General features: G+C 61.8%; 15 protein-coding genes. 10 read left to right on the forward strand and 5 right to left on the reverse strand.

Features of this window, described 5'->3' with window-relative positions:
• The first annotated feature begins 58 nt into the window (after positions 1 to 58).
• The 4 genes from L6D82_RS16310 to L6D82_RS16325 all read left to right on the forward strand — a co-directional run bounded on the left by L6D82_RS16310 (position 59) and on the right by L6D82_RS16325 (position 8049).
• Entirely contained in the window at positions 59 to 1057 is a 999-nt protein-coding gene (locus tag L6D82_RS16310) for an AraC family transcriptional regulator (protein WP_085747955.1), read from the forward strand.
• A gap of 132 nt (positions 1058 to 1189) precedes the next feature.
• The gene (locus L6D82_RS16315) at positions 1190 to 2215 is read left to right on the forward strand and encodes a histone deacetylase family protein (RefSeq protein ID WP_007954279.1); all 1026 of its coding nucleotides are present in this window, start codon (positions 1190 to 1192) and stop codon (positions 2213 to 2215) included.
• Entirely contained in the window at positions 2212 to 3318 is a 1107-nt protein-coding gene (locus L6D82_RS16320; RefSeq protein WP_236190466.1) for a polyamine ABC transporter substrate-binding protein, read from the forward strand. Before L6D82_RS16315 ends, L6D82_RS16320 begins: the two co-directional genes overlap by 4 nt.
• A gap of 117 nt (positions 3319 to 3435) precedes the next feature.
• Positions 3436 to 8049, forward strand: coding sequence for a dermonecrotic toxin domain-containing protein (locus tag L6D82_RS16325; protein ID WP_236190468.1), 4614 nt, complete (start codon positions 3436 to 3438; stop codon positions 8047 to 8049).
• On the opposite strand, the gene pdxR is transcribed toward L6D82_RS16325, so the two are convergent.
• The gene (gene pdxR, locus L6D82_RS16330; protein WP_236190470.1) at positions 8046 to 9599 is read right to left on the reverse strand and encodes a MocR-like pyridoxine biosynthesis transcription factor PdxR; all 1554 of its coding nucleotides are present in this window, start codon (positions 9597 to 9599) and stop codon (positions 8046 to 8048) included. The genes L6D82_RS16325 and pdxR overlap by 4 nt on opposite strands.
• Before the next feature lie 92 nt (positions 9600 to 9691).
• On the opposite strand from pdxR, the gene L6D82_RS16335 reads away from it, so the two are divergent.
• From L6D82_RS16335 to L6D82_RS16355, 5 genes are all read left to right on the forward strand, one after another.
• Positions 9692 to 10315 carry an FMN-binding negative transcriptional regulator gene (locus L6D82_RS16335; RefSeq protein WP_236190473.1) on the forward strand — a complete coding sequence of 208 codons (624 nt, stop codon included), beginning with the start codon at positions 9692 to 9694 and terminating at the stop codon, positions 10313 to 10315.
• A gap of 10 nt (positions 10316 to 10325) precedes the next feature.
• A complete protein-coding gene (locus L6D82_RS16340; protein ID WP_011336633.1) occupies positions 10326 to 10772 on the forward strand; it encodes a GNAT family N-acetyltransferase in 447 nt (148 codons plus the stop codon).
• 12 nt (positions 10773 to 10784) lie between these two features.
• The gene (locus tag L6D82_RS16345; RefSeq protein ID WP_102688441.1) at positions 10785 to 11456 is read left to right on the forward strand and encodes a GNAT family N-acetyltransferase; all 672 of its coding nucleotides are present in this window, start codon (positions 10785 to 10787) and stop codon (positions 11454 to 11456) included.
• Between the two features lie 221 nt (positions 11457 to 11677).
• Positions 11678 to 14635 carry an autotransporter outer membrane beta-barrel domain-containing protein gene (locus L6D82_RS16350; RefSeq protein ID WP_236190475.1) on the forward strand — a complete coding sequence of 986 codons (2958 nt, stop codon included), beginning with the start codon at positions 11678 to 11680 and terminating at the stop codon, positions 14633 to 14635.
• A gap of 200 nt (positions 14636 to 14835) precedes the next feature.
• Entirely contained in the window at positions 14836 to 16302 is a 1467-nt protein-coding gene (locus tag L6D82_RS16355; protein WP_309295558.1) for an autotransporter outer membrane beta-barrel domain-containing protein, read from the forward strand.
• Positions 16303 to 16407: 105 nt separating this feature from the next.
• Here the strand turns inward: L6D82_RS16355 and oadA are convergent, their stop codons facing one another.
• Positions 16408 to 18216, reverse strand: a complete 1809-nt coding sequence (gene oadA / locus L6D82_RS16360) for a sodium-extruding oxaloacetate decarboxylase subunit alpha (protein WP_102717915.1) — start codon at positions 18214 to 18216, stop codon at positions 16408 to 16410.
• Positions 18217 to 18227: 11 nt separating this feature from the next.
• Positions 18228 to 19643, reverse strand: a complete 1416-nt coding sequence (locus L6D82_RS16365) for an acetyl-CoA carboxylase biotin carboxylase subunit (RefSeq protein ID WP_007954255.1) — start codon at positions 19641 to 19643, stop codon at positions 18228 to 18230.
• Positions 19644 to 19833: 190 nt separating this feature from the next.
• Here L6D82_RS16365 and L6D82_RS16370 point away from each other — a divergent pair, with 190 nt between their 5' ends.
• Complete coding sequence (locus L6D82_RS16370; protein WP_007954252.1) at positions 19834 to 20796, forward strand: LysR family transcriptional regulator; 963 nt, start codon at positions 19834 to 19836, stop codon at positions 20794 to 20796.
• On the opposite strand, the gene L6D82_RS16375 is transcribed toward L6D82_RS16370, so the two are convergent.
• Positions 20738 to 20944, reverse strand: coding sequence for a PA3496 family putative envelope integrity protein (locus L6D82_RS16375; protein ID WP_007954251.1), 207 nt, complete (start codon positions 20942 to 20944; stop codon positions 20738 to 20740). The genes L6D82_RS16370 and L6D82_RS16375 overlap by 59 nt on opposite strands.
• 108 nt (positions 20945 to 21052) lie before the next feature.
• Positions 21053 to 21919 carry a transcriptional regulator HexR gene (gene hexR, locus L6D82_RS16380; protein WP_007954250.1) on the reverse strand — a complete coding sequence of 289 codons (867 nt, stop codon included), beginning with the start codon at positions 21917 to 21919 and terminating at the stop codon, positions 21053 to 21055.
• Positions 21920 to 21984 lie beyond the last annotated feature (65 nt).

A 21984-nucleotide genomic window follows, 5' to 3' on the forward strand; every position in this document is an offset into this window, starting at 1 on the left:
CCACAGCCCGGCATGCAACTTGCTGCCGTTTCCAGCATCCCAAGGCTGGAAGTTCGCGATGCTCCACTCCCACCTCACCACCCTCAACGCCGTCTCCCTGGTGCTCAACACCTTCAGGGATCAGGGCCTGTCCAGCGAAGCGCTGCTGGCCGGCAGCGGCATCAGCGCGGCGGATCTGAGCCGGGCCGACACCCGCATCACCACCAATCAGGAGATGCAGGTCTGCGCCAACGCGGTCGCGCTCAAACACGACATCGGTCTGGAGCTGGGCCGGCGCATGCATGTTTCCTGCTACGGCATCCTCGGTTACGCGCTGCTGACCTGTGCCACCTTCGGTGACGCTTTGCGCCTGGCGATCCGTTATCCGGCGCTGCTGGGAACACTTTTCGAGCTGAGCCTGGAAGATGACGGCGAGCGCGTCTGGTTTGTCGCCGCCGATTATCGCGAGAGCCCGGCGATGGCGGTGTTCAACGCGGAGTTCTGTCTGGTGTCGCTGAAAGTCATCTGCGACGACCTGCTCGGCCATCCGTTGCCATTGCTGGCTGCCCGCTTCGAACACAGCGCGCCAGACTATCGCGACAGCTATTCCGAACACTTCAAGGCGCCCCTGCACTTCGGCGCCAAGGACAACGCCTTCGCCTTCGACCGGCGCTGGCTCGACCAGCCGCTGCCGCTGGCCGACATCATCACCCACCAGGCCATGGCCGAACGCTGCCGCAAACAGAACACCGAGTTCACCGGCCGCCAGGCGTGGCTGGGGCGGATCCGCCAGTTGCTCAGCGCACAACTCAATGCCGCACCGGGGCTGGAAGGTCTGGCGCAGCAGATGAACTGCTCGCCACGCACGCTGCGCCGGCATCTGAAAGACATGGGTTGCAGCTATCAGGAGCTGCTCGACGAACTGCGTTTCGAGCGAGCCAAGCAGATGCTTTGCGAGGATCAATTGCCGATCTACCGCATCGCCGAAACCCTCGGTTTCAGCGAGACTGCGAGCTTCCGCCATGCCTTCGTGCGCTGGAGCGGTGTGGCGCCGAGTCAGTTCCGACCACACGGTTAAACCGTCGAGGGGCGATATCAGGTCAGTATTTTTGGCCATATCGATCCCCTTTTGGCCTCTCTGGCCGTTCTCCGATTCGCCCCGCGCCGCAACACTGGAGCCAACCGAATCAGCCCCTGCGGAGAACAACAAATGCTGACGATCTACTCTGACGATCACCACCTGCACCATGGCCGCTGCGAATTGATCGACGGGCAACTCAAGCCTTGCTTCGAGATGCCGTCACGCGCCGACCACGTGCTGCAACGGGTAAAAAATCAAAACCTCGGCCCGGTCGAGGCGCCGAAGGATTTCGGCCTCGGGCCGATCGAGCGCATTCACAGCCGCGACTACCTCGACTTCTTCAAAGGCGCCTGGGCGCGCTGGACCGAATTCAACACCGACGGTGACTTGCTGCCCTACACCTGGCCGGCGCGCACCTTGCGTCAGGTCAAACCGACCAGCCTGCACGGCCAGCTCGGCTATTACAGCTTCGACGGCGGCGCACCGATCACCGCCGGCACCTGGCAAGCGGCGTACAGCGCGGCGCAAGTGGCACTGACCGCACAAGCGGAAATCCAGCGTGGCGCCCGTGGTGCCTTCGCCCTGTGCCGTCCACCGGGACACCACGCTGCCGGTGACTTGATGGGCGGTTATTGCTACCTCAACAATGCCGCCATCGCCGCGCAAGCGTTCCTCGATCAGGGCCACAAGAAGGTCGCAATCCTCGACGTCGACTACCACCACGGCAACGGCACCCAATCGATTTTCTACGAGCGCAGTGACGTGCTGTTCACCTCGATCCACGGCCATCCGGAAGCGGAATTCCCGTTCTTCCTCGGCTACGAAGACGAACGCGGCGAAGGCGCCGGTGAAGGCTTCAACTTCAACTATCCACTGCCGGCCGGTTCCGGTTGGGATGTCTGGAGTGCAGCGCTGGATCAGGCCTGCCAGGAGATCGACAACTACGGTGCCGACATCATCGTCGTGTCGCTGGGCGTCGACACCTTCAAGGACGACCCGATCTCGCAATTCAAACTCGACAGCCCGGATTACCTGGCGATGGGCAAACGCATCGCGGCGCTCGGCAAACCGACCCTGTTCGTCATGGAAGGTGGCTACGCGGTGGAAGAAATCGGCATCAACGCGGTGAACGTGCTCGAAGGTTTCGAACAATGAGCAGACTCAAGCACTTCATCGCGCCGGCGTTGTGCGCGGCGCTGCTGAGCAGCGGCGGCGGCGCTCATGCGGAAGAACGTACCCTGCGCGTCTACAACTGGTTCGACTACATCACTCCCAAGGCACTGGAAGATTTCAAGGCGCAGAACAGCCAGACCAAACTGGTCTACGACATCTTCGACACCAACGAAGCGCTGGAGGCCAAGCTGCTGACCGGCAACTCCGGCTATGACGTGGTGGTGCCGTCCAACGTGTTCCTCGCCAAGCAGATCGAGGCCGGGGTGTTCCAGCCGCTGGATCGCAGCCAGTTGCCGAACTGGAACCACCTCGACCCGAAACTGATGAAGCTGATCGAGGCCAACGACCCTGGCAACCAGTTCGCCGTGCCGTATATGTACGGCACTATCCTGATCGGCTTCAACCCGGCCAAGGTCAAGGCCGCGCTGGGTAACAACGCGCCGGTGGACAGCTGGGACCTGATCTTCAAGGAAGAGAACATCAGCAAGCTCAAGCAGTGCGGCGTGGCCCTGCTCGACTCGCCATCGGAGATTCTGCCGCTGGCCCTGCAACACCTCGGTCTGGATCCCAACAGCAAGAACCCGGCGGACTACGCCAAGGCTGAAGCGCTGCTGATGAAGATTCGTCCGTACGTGACCTACTTCCATTCGTCCAAGTACATGGCCGACATCGCCAACGGCGACATCTGCGTTGCCGTCGGCTATTCGGGCAGCTTCTCGCAAGCGGCCAACCGCGCCAAGGAAGCGAAAAATGGCGTGGTGGTGGACATGCGTCTGCCGAAAGAAGGCGCGCCGATCTGGTTCGACATGCTTGCCATCCCGAAAGGTGCGAAGAATCCGCAGGATGCCTACACCTTCATCAACTACCTGCTGCAACCGCAGGTGATTGCGCCGGTCAGCGATTTTGTCGGTTATCCGAACCCGAACAAGGACGCCACCGAACTTGTCGACCCGGCGATTCGCAACAACCCGAATCTGTACCCGACCGATGCGGCGATGAACACGCTCTACACCCTGCAACCGTTGCCGCGTGATGCGGAACGGGCGCGCACCCGGGCCTGGACCAAGATCAAGTCCGGCACCTGAAGCGCTGCGACCCAACCAGACCCGCAGCCGCGGGTCTTTTTTTGCCTGCAAGATCTATGTACCGCATCGCAGCGCGGCCAGGATTTTAGTGTCCGATTTTTCCCCGTGGACATGAACATGACTGAACCTGCCGCCGCCCCAGACGTTTCCCCTCCTTTGCTGAAACAGAGCCGGCTGGTCGAACTGACCGGCCAGGGCTACTCGCTGCATCAAGTCGCCTCGACGTTGTTGCGCGAAGGACTGAACAAAAGCTATCCCGACCAACACATCGATCCGGATCACTGCATGCTCGCGACACCTCTGCGCGAGACCGACACTTCACAGAGCACCGCCAGGGTCTTCGCTTTCGAGTCGCTGACCCATGCCTTCATCCAGCACTGCCTGCACAAGACCACAGCCGATTACATCGAAGGCGAGCACTTCCTGACCCGAACACCCAATGCAGTCCCTCCCACGCTTCTGCCGGTGAGCATGGACGACATCACTGCGCTGATGAACGACCTTGCACCTTTTCTGTTCCTCGAATATCAGCAGCGCCAGCTCGATTACTGGAACGAGTCCGCCAATGGCCAGCCACGCTGGCAAGAGCTGTCCGATCAGTTGTGCTCGGCGGCAAATGTGCAGTCCGCCAGCGGCTGGGACGCCGACGAGTGCGCATTGGCACGATTTGTCGCGCAGCATCCAGACCGGAGTGAACGCTCGCCCGCGGCCAACGATTTCGTCGGACTGAAAGCCTGCCTGATGGACATCGAACTGGTCGACGGCGAGGACAGTACACACCTGCTTGTCGCCGGGGCTCTCGTGCTGACCGCCACCGTCAAAAAACGAAGCCGGATCCTGATGTACACCGTTGCCGATGGCTATGAATCATTCGACTCGCTGACCGCGCTGGGAGAAACATTGCCGCAGCGACTCGATCCCCGGCTGTCCGATCGCTCCTTGAAATGGCGCCTGATCGAGCCCGAAGGAAACATCTTCGATGCCGTCGCACAGGCGCAGATCAGCAACCAGCTCGGCGCGATCGAGGCACTGGATCCCGCCAGCCGGTCGATCAGTGCCCACGCCGGCTCCGGGCAGCAGCGCCGCAGTCGGTTCAGCCCACTTGAGCGGGCTCGACTCGACCAGCTGGAAGAGGCCATTCCCGACTGGTTACTCGAAGGGTCGGCGCACGACCTGCAGGACTACAGTCGCTACGTTGCCGAGCTCGGCACGTTGCGCAACGAAGCCGGGAATGGCGCGTTCAGGGAAGATGACATTCCCCTGATCAAACCCTACGCCGAACGTCGGATGCGTGAAGCGATCATTGCCGACGAAAGCGCTGAAGGCGCCGCCGACCTGCCTCTGGAACAGCTGCGAATCACGGTGACGAACAGCCTCGAAGCCGGCGGCTTCACGCTGCCCAACCCGTTTGATCGAGGACACGAAACTCTGGGTGAATTTGCCCTGCAAAATACCGCGCCCTACCAGGCCACGATCGCCTTCGATGATGGCCGAGCCGTACCTGACTGGTTGACGGTGGATTTTCTGACCGCCGTCGCGGAAAAGGTCGACATCGGTGGTCACTATCCGCAACTGATCAAACGCGCGCTGATCGATGACCCGATCCGTTCGACCGCGCACCGGACTCGCTATCTGCGCCAGCTGCCGACGCTTCTGCCGATGCTCGCGCTGGAGTGCAAACTCAGACGCCAGGGTGCAATCGATGAGCGTGGCTATAACTATGTCTGCCAGTTGATGGATGCCATCAACCGCAAACTGCCGGCGGCCGAACATCCGGTGACCATCCGGCCTCTGGCGTTCGTCCCGCGCCGCCGCTTGAGCCGGCGCTCGGACGTGGTCGCCAACATGTTCATCATTTGTCCGCGAGATCACGCACACGGTCCCTGTCTTTTGTACCGACCGCTGCTGGACACCCCATTGATGCAGTTCGCTTCGTTGCAGAACCTGATGTATGCGCTGTATCAGGCGGGCGAACTGCGCAATTCGGTACTCGCCTGGATGGGCAGCGCGGCCCTGAGTTTCGAGTACTCGCAATACGCCTTCCCGGTGGGTCTGCCCTCGCCGTGGATCGTCACTCAACTGGCCACGGAACCGTTCATGCATCTGGACCTGACCGGCCCGATCGAACTGGAAAATGCGCCGCTCGACGGCGACATCCTCGCTGCGCTGTACACGGCGAACAGTCAGGCACTGGTCGAGCTTGCGAACCGTCAGTCACAGTCCAACCGTGAGCGTCGCTGGGCACTTCTGGCGGACAGCGGCTGGGCCATTTTCAGTGTCGCCGCAAATTTCATGAGCGGCGCAACCGGCACCGCTGTCTGGGTCTGGCAGACCATCACGCAGATCCAGCAGGCGATTGATGCCCATGAACGCGACGACAATCTGGTGGCCTGGCAATCCACCGCCGATGTTCTGCTCACCCTCGGCATCATCATGACTCAGCACGCCGTGGTACGACGCAACCGCTCCTGGTCGCCGCGCCGGAGTAAATCGTACGAGTTCGAGCAAGGGACGCCGGAGAGCGTGGCGTCCGCGAGAACGCCGCAACCTGCGCCAGCGGTCGCGCCATCGGTCGTCCTCGATCCGCTGGTTGTCACCGGCGAAGTCCCTGCCGATCATTTCACTCAACTCGAACAGGGGACGCTGTTGCGATCTGGCACCAGCGCACGCTTCATCGCGATGCTCGACCGTTTCAGGATCGCCGCACCTGACTTGAGCGGCAAACGAGCCTCGTCGGTCACTCACCTCTACACCCTCGACGGCAAGACGTGCGTCCAGGTCGGCATGCGCTGGTTTGAAGTGATCGCCCGGCCAGGCGAGCCGGTTCACATCGTTGACCCGGCCGACCCACAGCGTATCGGCATGGCCCTGAAATACGACGAGACGGCCGGACAATGGCACTGGGACCCGAAACTGCGTTTGCGCGGCGGCATGCCGAAAAGCCGGATCGAGGCATTCCGTCGATCCAAAAAACAGATCATGGATGCAGCGTGGACTGAGCTGGAACAATTTGAAGCAGGCGAAACCGAAGCGAAAACACTGCTGCTGCGAGCACTGGTCGCCCTTCCACGGGATATCAGCGAAGCCGGATTCGAGCACTCCGCGTCCATTTATCTGGACCGCGCCACGAAGCTGGGCAATGACTACACCAAGGCCCTGGACCAACTCGAGATCTGGCGCGAGGCAGGGGGCGGCGGCTCGGTACACCAGGCCAAACTGATGAGCCTTACTCTGGGTCAGCACCGCTGTTTTGGCTCGTGGCTGCGAGTGAAGATGCGGACTTATGCCAAGACCACGCAAATATTCGTTGACAGCGCAATCAACCAGACAGCGATATCGCGAAACAAGCAGATCGAAATAGCCACCGTCGCCACCGCGATGAGCGACGAAATGATTGCCACCCTGCAGACCCTGGATCGTTCGCTGCACGTCTTGAACAGCCACTCGGCCAAGGCCAGAGAAGTGGCCACACGACTGGAATTGCTGCTGCCGGACTTCAGCCCGCTCGATCTCAAGGCCAATGAAATCGGCATGTCCTACGAACGCTGTGTCGTGGATCAACCGGGGGCCGCCATGAATGCCGCCCGTGTTGCCATCGGGATCATTACGGCCGCTGCCGCCGACGCCAGCCATGAGCTGATCCTGTTGAGCAAAACAGCGGTGACCGCAGACGGACAGCCAGCGCGTCTTGAACGCCTGTCGCAATGGAACGACCTCTTCGCCAGCCTCGGTGAACGCGTCGAACAGCTGCCTGCCGACCATCCCGGCCAGTTCGTCCAGGACAGACTCGACAGGGTTCGCGAGCTGATCGGCGAGTTCCACCTGCTGGCTCGCAATCGACTGACCACGGAACTGCCTGAACCTGAGGAACGACCGGCACCCGTCAAGTCCAGAGCGCAGCCCTCCACATCGCAGTCCAAAGTGAAGGTCTCCAAGAGCCGCCCCCGCCCAGAGGTGGACGAGCAGGCTTCCACTGCCCCGGACGGCGACTCCAGCGCAGAGGTCCCGTTCGTCAAACTGTCCACTCGACGACCTGACCCGAAGATGCCCAAAGATGACGAGGACCTTCTTTCATCGGCCATCCAGCTTGAAGCGGACATCGACCGATTCAACAGGAAGACCCGCGAGGATGCCAAGCGACCAGGGCGCATTCCCGCCGACATCCGCGACATGTTCGAACAGCAAGTCGAGCGGCTCAAGCAAGCGGCCAATGACGTCGAAAGCGCTATCACCCGAAGAAAAAACGCCAGGAAGGATCCGTGGCCCGTCACCTCCCTCATCCCGAACCTGCGCGCGGGTGCCATCCGCACACAGGCCGAAGGCATAGCGGTCTATGCGACCATGCTTAAACACCGCAAACCTCGGGAAACCTATTTCCACTGGATGCACGACAACGGGCAGGTCAAGGTCAGCAAAGACCCTCGCGGGCGCATTCGTACCCGTTATCGCGGGGACTACTTTCAGGAGTATCGGATTCTCGACAGGAACAACGCTGACAAGCCGCTGTGGGTGGCGCACTTCCACTACGACCAGCTCGGGGATGCAGATGAGCTGTACACCACCGCCCACCTGAAACCGGCCGATGCCTATCTGCAGACGCTCGATGACAAAACGCGGCAGGCACTCAGCACCTTCGATGCCGTCGACAATGCACTACGGCGCATCGTCGATCCGCAGGTACGCGATCTGTTCCTGAAATCGCAGCCGCAGGCTCAACCGAAAGACGCTTAAGGGCGCCAGACTTCACGCAGACGGGCCAGAGCCGACTCGATCGCCGGCTCCGGCACCGCCGCAAAACCCAGCACCAGACCGGCGCGCTGATCGATCGGGGTCGTCGAGTCCGGCAGCCAATACTTGCTCAGGCCGTGGACTTCCACTTCCACGCTGGCGGCCTGCTCAATCAGCTGTTGTTCGCGGGCCACGCTGTCGACCGCCACGGTGAGATGCAGTCCCGCTGACACCGCCGGCAGCTCACCCACGCCCGCCAATCCTTGCGGCCAACCGTTGATGAGGGCGTTACGCCGACTGAGGGCTGCCCGGCGCATCCGCCGGATGTGCCGCTGGAAATGCCCGGCCGCCATGAATTCGGCCATCACCGCTTGAGTGCTCACTTCCGAATGCCGGACATCCACCGCGCGCCGCTGCGCAAAGGCCTCGACCAGCCCCGGCGGCAACACCAGATAACCCAGACGCAGCGCCGGGAACGCGACTTTGCCGAAAGTGCCGACGTACAACACGCGACCCTGGCGATCGAGCGCAGCCAGCGGAGCCAGTGGCGCGCCGGTGTAGCGATATTCGCCGTCGTAGTCGTCCTCGACGATCCAGCCGCCGGTGCGCTCGGCCCAGGCCAGCAGTTCCAGACGTCGCGCCAGGCTCATCACCACACCGGTCGGGTATTGATGAGACGGCGTGACATAAGCCACCCGGCAATCTTCGGCGGCCGCCAGTGCCGCGCAGTCGATGCCCTCTTCGTCCACGGCAATACCGTGCAATCGACCGCCGGCCAAGGCGAACGCATGACCCGCTGCGCGATAGCCGGGATTCTCGATGCCCACCCCTGCGCCCGGCTCCACCAGCAACTGTGCACAAAGGCTGATTCCCTGTTGCGCGCCACTGGTGATCACAATTTGCTCAGCCGAGCACTGCAGGCCGCGCGAACTGCGCAAATAAGCGGCGATCAGACCGCGCAGGCGCGCATCGCCCGCCGGGTCGCCGTAACACAGTTGCTGCAAATCGGGTTTGCGCCAGAACGCCGCGTTCAGCTTGGCCCAGACGTCGAACGGAAACAGATCAAACGCCGGAACACCGACCCGGAATGCTCGCGGCGGACCGCTCGGTGGCGTCGGTAAATGGTTCTGCTCAAGCCGCTGCAATGCACCACTGTGGATAACTTTGCTGGATAAATCCCCAGTGGAATTGACCGAAATTGTGGATAAGGTTGTGGGTAAGCCTGTTGAAAACCCTGTGGATACTTTTGTGGATAATTTTTTCGCGGGCGCCACCGATTGCGGTAACTGCGCCACATAAGTGCCGTCCCCGACCCGGCCTTCAATGAAACCTTCGGCATACAGCTGATCGTAGGCGCGCACCACGCTGTTGCGGGAAATCCCCAGCGCCGCTGCCAGATCGCGGCTGGCCGGCAGGCGCGTGCCGCTGGCCAGACGTCCGTCGAGCACCCGCAGGCGCAAGGCCTGATAGAGCTGACGGCTCAGCCCTTTGCGGCGGTCGAGCTCGATACCGGCAGGGTTGAACGGCAGTGACAGCGTGGTCGAATCGGGCATCACAATGGACCTATGAAATTGGTCATCAATGGCTCTTACAACAGACCAATAGCCTGCCTACGATGCAGGCATTCGCCAAGGAAATTTTCTCCATGTACACACCCCGCGCCTTTGCCATCGAAGACTTGTCCCAACTGCACGAACTGATCCTCGCCACCCGCCTCGCCATATTGGTCACCCACGGCGAACAAGGCTTGCAGGCCAGTCATGTGCCGGTGTTGCTGCATCGCGAACAAGGTCCGAACGGCACGCTGTACGGGCATCTGGCCAAAGCCAATCCGCAGTGGAAAGACCTGCGCGACGGCGCCGAAGCGATGCTGATCTTTCCCGGTGCCGATGCCTACGTCAGCCCGGGGTTTTACCCGAGCAAGGCCGAGCACGGCAAAGTCGTGCCGACCTGGAACTACGTTGCTGTGCATGCCTACGGTCACGCCGAAACCTTCAGCAATGGCGGTCGCCTGCTGGACATCGTCAGCACCCTCACCGACCGCCATGAAGCGGGCCGCGCCCAGCCCTGGTCGGTTGACGATGCCCCGGCCGATTACATCGACGGCATGCTCAAGGCCATCGTCGGGTTCGCCATTCCGATCGACCGCCTCGAAGGCAAGCGCAAGCTCAGCCAGAACCGTAGCGTCGAAGATATCGCCGGCGTGCGCGAAGGCCTGGCTGCCAGCTCCGACATCAACGATCAAACCCTCGCTCACTTGATGCGTTAAGGAAATCACCATGAGTCAGATCGACATCCGTCCGGTCAGCGCCGCCGATCACGCGGCCTGGCTGCCGCTGTGGCAGGCCTACCTGCGCTTCTACAACACTGAATTGCCGGACGCCGTCAGCCAGAGCACCTGGCAGCGTTTTCTCGACCCGAACGAACCGACCCATGCCGCCCTCGCCTGGGCTGACGGCAAAGCGGTGGGCATGGTGCATTTCATCTACCATCGTTCGAACTGGAGCATCGAAAACTCCTGCTACCTGCAAGACCTGCTGGTGGAGCCGCAAACCCGTGGCACCGGCGTCGGTCGCCTGCTGATCGAACACGTCTACGCCACGGCCAAGGCCGACGGGTGCTGCAAGGTGCACTGGCTGACCCACGAAACCAACGCCACGGCGATCCAGCTCTACGAGCGCATCGCCGAGCGCCCGGGTTTCATCCAGTTTCGCAAAGCCATTTAAGGAGCCACGCGCATGACGATTTCTCTCGCTGACTGGAAAGGCGTGCCGCCACCCTCCACCACGCTGATCGAAGGCCGCTTCATCCGCCTGGAAAAACTCGACCCGGCACGCCACGGCGACGACCTGTTCAACGCCCTGCAAGGCCCCGGCGCCGACCCGAAACTCTGGGATTACTTGCCCTACGGCCCGTTCCCGGAACGCAGCGCCTTCAATGACTGGCTGAACAACCACGCCGCCCACAGCGACCCGTATTTTTTCAGCGTCATCGACCGCGCCAGCGGCCAGGTGCAAGGCATCCTCAGCCTGATGTCGATCGTCCCGGCACAGGGCCGCATCGAAATCGGCCACGTCACCTTCGGCGCCCCGATGCAGCGCTCGCCGAAAAGCACCGAGGCGGTCTACCTGCTGGCCAAAGAATCCTTCGCCCTCGGCTATCGCCGCCTCGAATGGAAATGCAACAACGGCAACGCCCGCTCCAAATACGCGGCCGAGCGTCTGGGCTTCAGCTTCGAAGGCGTGTTCCGCCAGCACATGGTGGTCAAGGGCCAGAACCGCGACACCGCGTGGTACTCGATTCTGGACTCGGAATGGCCGGCGATTGCGGCGGGGTTCGAGCGCTGGTTGAGCGATGAGAATCAGACGGCGGATGGGCAGGTGAAGGGGTTGGTTGAGTGCCGCGGTTGAACCAGTGAACGTAAAAGAGCGCAGCCTGTGGCATCTCGTTCAAGCGATGTCCAAGGCTGCGATTTCGACTCTTCGCCACCGTCGGATCTGCAATGAATTGCAGATGAACGTCCAAATCTGAGGCCTGAACTGCAAAAGAATGCACATAGTCCGTACATCATTCTGTAAAAACCCTCCGCTATACAGGACGCCCCGCTTATAACAAAAAGGACGTCCGCCCCATGCCCTTCCCGCCCCAGCGCCTGTCGTTTGCCATTGCCCTGCTGATCGCCGCCAGCGCCGCCCACGGCAAGACCGTGCAAATCGACACCGCCACGACTGCATCGCAGACATTGGGTGGCAGCGACACGCTGACAATTTCGGCGCCGGGCAGCATCACCAACAGCGGCAAGGCGGTAAGCCTCAAGGACGGCACCAGCGGTGTCGGCGTGATCATCGACAACGCCGGCAAGATCATTTCTACCGGTGGCCGTGCCATCGACAGCAGCGGCGACCTGACCCAGGCGCGAAACTACGCCATCTATAACCGCAGCGGCGGGCAGATTCTCGGCTCCAACGACGCGATTCGCATCGACAGCAACTTCGTCAGCGGCAGCCTGTTGATCGACAATAGCGGCACCATTCGCTCGACCACAGGCCAAGGCCTGGATCTGGATGCGTTGCGCAGCGACGGGGTGAAAACCACGATTATCAACCGCGCGGGTGGGCTGATTCGTGGCGACGCCAGCGACGGCATGAAAACCGGCGCCAACGCGACCATCAGCAACTACGGCGAGATCTCCACCGGTGACTCGCACAACGCCGACCAGAAGTTCGACGGCATCGATATCGACACCGCGACCGGTGTCAACGTGACCAACTACGGCGTGATTTCGGGCGGGCGCCATGGCATCACCACCGACCTGGGAGCGACGCTGGTCAACTACGGGCAAATCACCGGGCGCAACGGCTCCGGTTTCGGTTCCGATGGCGACGGCACGGTGATCAACCACGGCACCATCACTGGCGCCTATTCCGGGTTGCAAGCCAATGGCGACGGCGACGGCGTGGACATCGACAAGATCGCCCACATTGAAAACTACGGCACCATCCAGGGCGTCGGCGCCGGCGGTGTGGACAAGGGTGGCTTCGCCAATGGCAGTGAAGGCATTGCGCTGGGCGGCGGCTATATCCTCAACGCCATGGATGCGCTGATCAGCGGCGCCAACAGCGCCATTCTGGTGGACGACGGCAGCGGTGGTTCTGGGCTGGCGGCCACCACGCTGGAGAACTTCGGCACCATCCAGGGCCTCGACGGTTTCGGGGTGAAATTCGTCGGTGAGTTCGCCGACAACGTGATCAACGGTGGCACCGTCAGCGGCAGTAACGGGCTGGCGCTGGATCTGGGCGGCGGCAATGATAGCCTGACCCTGCGCAACGGCAGCCGCTTTGTCGGCGTGGTCGATGGCGGTAGCGGTTATGACCGCGTGGTAATGGACGACGCGGCGGGCGGCAGCTTCGGTGCCAGCCGCAACCTTGAATGGCTGGAAGTCAAACAAGGTGCCTGGACGCTGACCGGCAGCGGCGACTTCAGCGACGGTGGTGCCGTGCGCAGCGGCGCCACGCTGATCAACCAGGGCGGTATCGCCGGCAACCTGACCGTGGACGTCGGTGGTATGTATGCGGGTGGCGGTTCGGTAGGCAACCTCAACGTCAATGGCACGTTGCGCACCGACACCCGCCTCGGCACCGCGGCCATCGTGCACGACTTGAACATGGGCAGCGCATCCACCCTCGCTTATGGCGTCAATGCCGATGGCAGCAGCGCGCCGGTCCAGGTCGGCGGCACGGCCAACCTCAACGGCGCAACGCTGGCGGTCAATCCCGGCAGCGGCACTTATCCGTGGCAGAGCCATTACACAGTGCTGCAGGCAGCGCGGGTCAACGGCACGTTCGGCGCGGTCACCAGCGACTACGCGTTCCTCACGCCGACCCTCGCTTACACGCCAACGCAGGTCGACCTGACTTACACCCGCAATGACGTGGCGTTCAATGAATTCGCCGCCACCGGCAACGGCAGCAACGCCGCCAACAGCCTGGCCTCGATCGGCAAGAACAACGCGCTGTACAACGCCTTGCTCAACACCACTCAAAACAGTGCAGGCGCGGCCATCGAGCAACTGGCCGGCACCAGCAACGCCAACCTCACCAGCGCCACTCTCGGCGCCAGCAGCCAGGTCGGCAGCAGCATGCTCTCGGCGATGCAGCAAATGGGTGGCAGTCCAGGCCTGATGGTCGGCCTCGATCAGCGTGAGACACCGATCCTCGCCGCCAACGGCGTACCGTCCGAAGCGCGAAACCTGAATGATCCGAACGCCCGGGGCCGGCTCTGGCTGCAGGCCATCGGCGGCTACGGCAAGCTGGATGGCGAACACGGCAGCAGCGGTCTGGAACAGCGCACCAAGGGCAGCGTGCTCGGTGCCGACTGGGCACTGAATCCACAATGGCGTCTGGGCGTGCTCGGCGGCTATTCGAAGACTGACCTGGACGCCACCGGCTTCGACGGCAATGTCGAGAGCTGGCACGCCGGCGTTTATGCGCTGCATCAAAACGGTCCGATCGCCTTGCGCTTGGGCGCGGCGTACAGCGGTCATCAGGGCGAAAGCAAACGCACCATCGCGTTCAATGGTTTCAGTGATCGTCCCAAAGGCGATTACGACGCCGACAGCCAGCAAGCCTTCGCCGAACTCGGCTACGCCATGGGCACTGGCCGGCTCAGCGCCGAACCGTTCGCCAGCCTCGGCTACCAGCGCTATCACCGCGACCGCTATCAGGAAAAGGGTGGCGCCGCGGCCTTGCAGGTCGACAGTCAGACCCAGGACAACTTCAGCAGCACCTTCGGTGTGCGCCTGGCGCACCTCAGCTCACTGGACAATGGCATGGCCCTGACCCCGCGCATGGCCGCCGGCTGGAAGCACACCTACGGCGATGTCAGCAGCTCGACCCGTCAAGCATTCATGGTCGGTGGCACGGCGTTCAGCGTCGATGGCAGCTCGCTGGATCGCGACAGCCTCGTACTCGAAGCAGGGCTGGATCTTGGCATTTCCGCGCGGCATACGCTGGGGCTGGGATACAGCGGCGAGATTGGTAGCAACAGCCGTAATCACGGGTTGATCGGGCAGTGGCAGATGAGTTTTTGAGATTTCGCCAATCCGGATTTCAGCGGGAGTTGTAGGTAAAGGCGCCTGGTCGATCGGGTAATCATGGCGGGTTCATTACCTGCCAGCGCCCGGGCTACAAAAGCAGACGCCATCACCTGCATCCGACTCGGAATTGCCCGGCATCGGTGGACCGGCATCGACTTTTACAGTTTGGCCTCATTTCACATGAGACGAACTGAATGCCCATTCAATGCAAATACAAGCTTCAACATCTTGTGCTGGCGGTTGCGCTGGCAGTCGGTTGCGTGGAATTTTCTCTGGCGGAGCAGTCGGAGCCCGATGCGCCCGTCATGGACGAAGTGAAACCCAAGCCTGCGCGCAAGAAGAAAGAAAAACCTGCTCTGCCCAGCCTAGCTCCAGAGCCACTGCTTGCAGAAAGTATCGCTCCGACGCCAGAAACATTTCCGGTCAGCACTGAGATTCCAGCTTCCCCCCTTCCTGCACCCGAGGACATTCCCGCCGAGAAAGTCGCCAAGACGCAAAGCGGCAGCGCGCTCGAAGAAAGCCTGGAAAAACCAGTGCCCTTACCGGAACCGGTTCTGGCCGAAACACCCGCAGCTCAACAAACCCAAGTGGTTGACCAGCCGCAGTCAACGGATTCCCCTTCATCACCGGGCAACGCAGCCGTGGCGGCCCTGCTCACCAGCGACAAAGTCACAGCCGCCGTCGCCCTCGATCAACTGGCCGGCGGCAGCAACGCCAACCTCGCCAAGGCCACCTTGAGCAGCGTCACACCGGTCAGCGCCAGCCTGCTGTCGGCCATGCACCAGCTCGATAACCTGCATGAAAACCAGCCAAACGCACCGCGCCACGCGGCCGGAAACGCCGAGAGCGGCAGGGTCTGGCTGCAGGCCCTCGGCCATAGCGGGAAACTGGATCGCGATGTGGAGCCCATGCAGCATTCCACCAAAGGCCTGCTGCTCGGTGCGGACTGGCGCCTCGACGAAGAATGGCGCCTGGGTTTGATGGGCGGCACCTCCGATACGCGCATGGACAGCAAGGAACTGGACGGCGACCTCGACAGTTGGCACCTCGGCGCTTACGCCTTGCGTCAGACCGGCCCGCTGTCACTTCGGCTCGGCGCAGCCTGGAGCAACCATGAAGGCAGTACCCGCCGCGAAGTCGCGTTCGGCCGCTTCCATGACCGACTGAAAGGCAACTACCAGGCCAGCACCCAGCAAGTGTTCATCGAGTCGGGATACAACCTGGGTCGGGCCAACGTCAGCATCGAGCCATTTGCCAGCCTCGGTTACCAACGCTACCAGCGCGACGGCTACACCGAGAAAGGCGGAGCGGCGGCGCTCAAGGTTCACGCTCAATCCCAAGGCAACTTCAACACCACCGTCGGCCTGCGCATGGCGAAAGTCAGCACGCTGGATAACGGCATGCACCTCACGCCACGACTCAGCGCGGGGTGGAAACACGTTTATGGCGAGACCTACACCAGCACCCGGCAACGTCTGGTCACCGGCGGCCATGACTACACCGTTTACGGCGCGGAGCTGGATCGCAACAGCCTGACGCTCGACACCGGGCTTGATCTGGCCGTCTCGTCCAGCCACACACTCGGTGTTGGCTTGTCGGGTGAGATCGGTACCGACAGCCGAAACCACGGCGTATCGGGGCAATGGCGAATGGCGTTCTAAGTCCGGACGGGTTGCTGCCGCACGGTGCGGCAGCAATTTGAAAGCAAAAAAAAAGGGGAGCACATGCCCCCCCGAGGTTTAAAGCGTTGTATCGAGGCCGTTATCTCAGCCTTCGATCTCGATCAGGATTTCGCCCGGGTTCACCCGGTCGCCCTTGGCGACATGAATGGCGGTGACCTTGCCGGCAATCGCCGCCTGGACTTCGGTCTCCATCTTCATCGCTTCGGTGATCAGCACAGCCTGGCCCGCCTTGACGGTGTCGCCTTCCTTGACCAGCACATCGACGATGTTGCCCGGCATGGTGGTGCTGACGTGGCCCGGGGCCGAAGCCTGCTTGCGCTTGCTGCTGCCGCCGCCGACGAATTCGTTGAGCGGCTCGAACACCACTTCTTCCGGCATGCCGTCGATGGACAGGTAGAAGTGACGCTTGCCCTCAGCCTTGACGCCGACACCGGTGATGTCCACGCGGTAGGTTTCGCCATGCACGTCGATGACGAACTCGGTCGGTACGCCTTCGCCGCCGGCCGAAGCCACCTTGCCCGCTTCCGGGATCGGCAGCAGCACTTCCGGAGTGAGGGTGCCGGCGGCACGCTCTTCGAGGAACTTGCGACCGATGTCCGGGAACATGGCGAATGTCAGCACGTCTTCTTCGGACTTGGCCAGTGCGCCGATATCGGCACGCAGCTTGGCCATTTCCGGCTTGAGGAGGTCGGCCGGGCGTACGTCGATCACCTCTTCGCTGCCGATGGCCTGACGACGCAGCTTCTCGTTCACGGTGCCCGGCGCCTTGCCGTAGCCGCCTTGCAGGTAAAGCTTCACCTCGTTGGTGATGGTCTTGTAGCGCTCGCCGGCCAGCACGTTGAAGAACGCCTGGGTGCCGACGATCTGCGAAGTCGGGGTCACCAGCGGCGGGAAGCCAAGGTCTTCACGCACGCGCGGAATCTCCGCCAGCACTTCGCCCATGCGGTTCAGAGCGCCCTGCTCTTTCAACTGGTTGGCCAGGTTGGAAATCATCCCGCCCGGCACCTGGTTGACTTGAACACGAGTATCGACGGCGGTGAATTCGCTTTCAAACTGGTGGTACTTCTTGCGCACGGCGTAGAAGTACAGGCCGATTTCCTGCAACAGCTCCAGGTTCAGACCGGTATCGAACTCGGTGCCTTTGAGTGCAGCGACCATCGATTCGGTGCCAGGGTGGCTGGTGCCCGAAGCGAAGCTGGAGATGGCGGTGTCGATGTGGTCGGCACCGTTTTCAATGGCCTTGAGCTGGCACATGGCTGCCAGGCCGGCGGTGTCGTGGGAGTGGATAAACACTGGCAGCGACTGCTCGGCTTTCAGTGCACGTACCAGCTCACCGGTGGCGTATGGGGTCAGCAGACCGGCCATGTCCTTGATCGCCACCGAGTCGCAACCCATGGCTTCCATTTGCTTGGCCTGGGCGACGAACGCGTCGATGGTATGCACCGGGCTGGTGGTGTAGGCGATGGTGCCCTGGGCGTGTTTGCCGGCAGCCTTCACCGCTTCGATCGCCACGCGCAGGTTACGCACGTCGTTCATCGCGTCGAAGATACGGAACACGTCGATGCCGTTGACTGCGGCCTTGGCGACGAACGCTTTGACCACGTCATCGCTGTAGTGGCGGTACCCCAGCAAGTTCTGCCCGCGCAGGAGCATTTGCAGACGGGTGTTGGGCAGCGCCGCGCGCAGTTGGCGCAGACGCTCCCACGGGTCTTCTTTCAGGAAACGCACGCAGGCGTCGAAGGTCGCACCGCCCCAGCATTCCAGCGACCAGTAGCCGACTTTGTCGAGCTTGTCGCAGATCGGCAGCATGTCTTCGGTGCGCATGCGGGTGGCGAGCAGCGATTGGTGAGCGTCGCGCAGGATGGTGTCGGTTACGAAAATCTTTTTAGTCATTGTTCTATTCCTCACAGGCCTGCGTGGGCGGCGATGGCGGCGGCGATGGCCAGGGCCAGCTCTTCGGGTTTGCGCTTGATCGAGTAGTTGGTCAGTTCAGGGTGGCTTTCAACGAAGCTGGTATTGAACTGGCCGCTACGGAATTCCGGGTTGCGCAGGATTTCCTGGTAATACGCGGCGGTGGTCTTCACGCCTTGCAGACGCATGTCGTCGAGGGCGCGCAGGCCACGGTCCATGGCCTCTTCCCAGGTCAGCGCCCAGACCACCAGTTTCAGGCACATCGAGTCGTAGAACGGCGGGATGGTGTAGCCGGTGTAGATCGCCGTGTCGGTACGCACGCCAGGGCCGCCGGGGGCGTAGTAGCGCGTGATCTTGCCGAAGCTCGGCAGGAAGTTGTTTTTCGGGTCTTCGGCGTTGATCCGGAATTGCAGGGCAAAACCGCGGTGCTGGATGTCCTCCTGCTTCACCGACAGCGGCAGGCCGGAGGCGATGCGGATCTGTTCGCGGACGATGTCGATCCCGGTGATTTCTTCGGTGATGGTGTGTTCCACCTGCACCCGGGTGTTCATCTCCATGAAGTACACCTCGCCCTCGGCGAGCAGGAACTCCACGGTGCCGGCGTTTTCGTAACCCACGGCCTTGGCTGCGCGCACCGACAGGTCGCCGATGTAGGCGCGCTGTTCCGGGGTCAACTGCGGGCTCGGAGCGATTTCGATCAGCTTCTGGTTGCGGCGCTGGATCGAGCAGTCACGTTCGAACAGATGCACGACGTTGCCGAAGCTGTCGCCGAGGATCTGCGCTTCGATGTGTTTCGGATTGACGATGCATTTTTCCAGGAACACTTCCGCCGAACCGAAGGCCTTGGTGGCTTCGGAAATGACCCGGGGGAAATTCTGTTCGAGTTCTTCGCGGCTGTTGCAGCGACGGATACCGCGACCGCCACCACCGGAAGTGGCCTTGAGCATCACCGGGTAACCGATGCGGTCGCCCTCGCTCAATGCTTCCTCGATGCCCGAAACGTTGCCTTCGGTGCCCGGCGTGACCGGTACGCCGGCCTTGATCATGCTGCGGCGCGCTTCGGTCTTGTCGCCCATGCGGCGGATGACTTCCGCCGACGGGCCGATGAATTTGATTCCGCGTTCGGCGCAGATGTCTGCCAGCTCGGCGTTTTCCGAGAGGAAACCGTAGCCGGGGTGCAGCGCATCGCAGCCGGTTTCCACGGCCAGGTTCACCAGCTTGCGCGGGTTCAGGTAACCGGCCAGCGGCTCGGCACCAATGCTGTGGGCCTCGTCCGCACGCTTCACATGCAAGGCATGCCGGTCGGCGTCGGAATAGATCGCGACCGAACGGATGCCCATCTCGGCGCAGGCACGCACGATTCGTACGGCAATCTCACCACGGTTGGCGATCAGGATCTTTGTTATCACTTGGAGGTTCCCTTGAGCCGGTGGCACCACGACCTGCTAGACCCAGGTCGGCACGTGACCAAATGTTTCAATCTGGTCTCGGCTCCACACTAGCGCTGACAAGGGATTAACAAAAATGAATAAAAATTGGGTCAGGCATAAGTAAAGACTTATAGTCAGTGCATCAGCCAATGGCCAGAGTCAGTAGAAAATGCGTAAGTCCCTGATGCGTATGACATTGCGTCAATTGCAGATCTTCAACGAAGTGTGCGATTTGCGCTCCTACAGCCGTGCCGCCGAGGAAATGTCGCTCACACAACCGGCCGTCAGCCTACAGATTCGTCAGCTCGAAGAGCTGATCGGCCAGCCATTATTCGATTACGTGGGCAAAAAACTCTACATGACCGAAGCGGCCGAAGCACTTCAGCGCGCCAGCCGGGACATCTTCGGCCGGTTGGAAAACCTCGACATGCAGCTCTCGGACATGCAGGGCTCGCTGCAGGGCCAGTTGAAGCTGGCGGTGGAATCCAGCGCCAAATACTTCGTGCCGCATCTGTTCGCGGCGTTCAAGCGTCAGCATCCGGAAGTAAATCTGCAACTGACGGTGGTCAACCGTGGCCAGGTGATCCGCCGGCTCTCCGACAACCGCGACGATCTGGTGATCATGTCGATGGTGCCCCAGGACATGGGCCTGGAATTCCTGCCGTTCCTCAACAACCCGATCGTTGCCGTGGCGCGGCCGGATCATCCGCTGGCGCACATGGGCCCACTGCGCTTGCAGGACCTTGAGCCGTACACCCTGCTGATCCGCGAACCCGGCTCGGGCACGCGACTGGCCTGCGAGGAGTATTTCAAGGAGAAGCGCGTGCACTTCACCCAGACCCAGGAAGTGGCGTCGGCCGAAGCCCAGCGTGAATGCGTGGTAGCGGGTCTGGGCCTGGCGCTGTTGACGCGCCACGCCCTTAACCTGGAGCTGGCGACCGGCGGCCTGGTCGAGCTGCCGGTCGAAGAATTGCCGCTGTTTCGCAGCTGGTGCCTGGTGCAAGCCAAAGCCAAGCGGCTGTCACCGGTGGCGCACGCCTTCCTGGCGTTTATCCGCAGCGAACGGGTGCAGATCAGCGCGCTGGTTGAGCGCTTCGACGGGAAGCTGCCGGTGCTGCCTGCCAGTGATTGATATCCTCGGGAAAATCGCCGATTTCGGCCTGAAGCTGGCGAAGTTCGAAGCGATCTTCGATGGCGCGGCGAAACTCCATGCGGCGCTGGTCTTCCTGCTGACGACGGGTTTTCGCGGCGCTGTTGCGTTCTTCGTAAGGCTGAGCCATTTCGAGTCTCCCAAGGCGTTTACGGGAGTTTCACGATAGGCGCGGTGGATGACGATTTGGCTGCGTCGGGGTTACAGGCAGATGAAGATTGCCATCACCCCACCACAATCAATCATCCAGCGCTTTCACCGATTTTGGCGACAGCCGCAAGCTGCGCAGGCTGCGCTTGACGCTCTTGAGGTGGTTGACCAGGCTCGGCCCGCGCGCCATGGCCACGCCCATCGCCAGTACGTCGATCACCACCAGGTGAGCGATACGCGAAGTCAGCGGCGTGTAGATTTCGGTGTCTTCGTGAACGTCGATCGCCAGGTTGACGGTCGACAGCTCGGCCAGCGGTGTCTGGCTCGGGCACAAGGTGATCAGCGACGCACCGCTCTCGCGAACGAGGTTGGCGGTGATCAGCAAGTCTTTGGAACGGCCGGACTGGGAAATGCAGATCGCCACGTCTGTCGGCTTCAGCGTCACCGCCGACATCGCCTGCATATGCGGGTCGGAATACGCCGCGGCGGTCAGCAGCAGACGGAAGAACTTGTGCTGCGCATCCGCCGCCACCGCGCCCGACGCACCGAAACCGTAGAACTCGACGCGCTGGGCCTGGGACATCAGCGTCACCGCGCGTTGCAGCTCCAGAGGATCGAGCTTCTCGCGAACCTCCATCAGCGTGTGCAACGTGGTGTCGAAAATCTTCAGGCTGTAGTCGGCGACGGAGTCGTCTTCATGGATCGCGAACTGACCGAAGCTGGCGCCGGCCGCGAGGCTTTGCGCGAGCTTGAGTTTCAGATCCTGAAAACCGGAACAACCGATGGCCCGGCAGAAGCGCACGATGGTCGGCTCGCTGATGCCGACGCTGTGAGCCAGGTCGGCCATGGAACTGTGCATCACTGCCGCAGGGTCAAGCAGCACGTGGTCGGCGACCTTGAGCTCCGACTTGCGTAACAGGTGACGTGACTGGGCGATGTGTTGCAGCAGATTCAAGGGGCTGGACTCTTGTTATGGAAAGATGTGCTTTGGCCAGATGCCGGGGATGTAGCAAGTTTGTA

The sequence above is a fragment of the Pseudomonas paraglycinae genome (assembly GCF_021601625.1).
Lineage (GTDB): Bacteria > Pseudomonadota > Gammaproteobacteria > Pseudomonadales > Pseudomonadaceae > Aquipseudomonas > Aquipseudomonas paraglycinae.

Coding starts and splice junctions, on each gene's coding strand:
- L6D82_RS16310 (WP_085747955.1), top strand. CDS start 59: ATGCTCCACTCCCACCTCACCACCCTCAACGCCGTCTCCCTGGTGCTC.
- L6D82_RS16315 (WP_007954279.1), top strand. CDS start 1,190: ATGCTGACGATCTACTCTGACGATCACCACCTGCACCATGGCCGCTGC.
- L6D82_RS16320 (WP_236190466.1), top strand. CDS start 2,212: ATGAGCAGACTCAAGCACTTCATCGCGCCGGCGTTGTGCGCGGCGCTG.
- L6D82_RS16325 (WP_236190468.1), top strand. CDS start 3,436: ATGACTGAACCTGCCGCCGCCCCAGACGTTTCCCCTCCTTTGCTGAAA.
- pdxR (WP_236190470.1), bottom strand. CDS start 9,599: ATGCCCGATTCGACCACGCTGTCACTGCCGTTCAACCCTGCCGGTATC.
- L6D82_RS16335 (WP_236190473.1), top strand. CDS start 9,692: ATGTACACACCCCGCGCCTTTGCCATCGAAGACTTGTCCCAACTGCAC.
- L6D82_RS16340 (WP_011336633.1), top strand. CDS start 10,326: ATGAGTCAGATCGACATCCGTCCGGTCAGCGCCGCCGATCACGCGGCC.
- L6D82_RS16345 (WP_102688441.1), top strand. CDS start 10,785: ATGACGATTTCTCTCGCTGACTGGAAAGGCGTGCCGCCACCCTCCACC.
- L6D82_RS16350 (WP_236190475.1), top strand. CDS start 11,678: ATGCCCTTCCCGCCCCAGCGCCTGTCGTTTGCCATTGCCCTGCTGATC.
- L6D82_RS16355 (WP_309295558.1), top strand. CDS start 14,836: ATGCCCATTCAATGCAAATACAAGCTTCAACATCTTGTGCTGGCGGTT.
- oadA (WP_102717915.1), bottom strand. CDS start 18,216: ATGACTAAAAAGATTTTCGTAACCGACACCATCCTGCGCGACGCTCAC.
- L6D82_RS16370 (WP_007954252.1), top strand. CDS start 19,834: ATGCGTAAGTCCCTGATGCGTATGACATTGCGTCAATTGCAGATCTTC.
- L6D82_RS16375 (WP_007954251.1), bottom strand. CDS start 20,944: ATGGCTCAGCCTTACGAAGAACGCAACAGCGCCGCGAAAACCCGTCGT.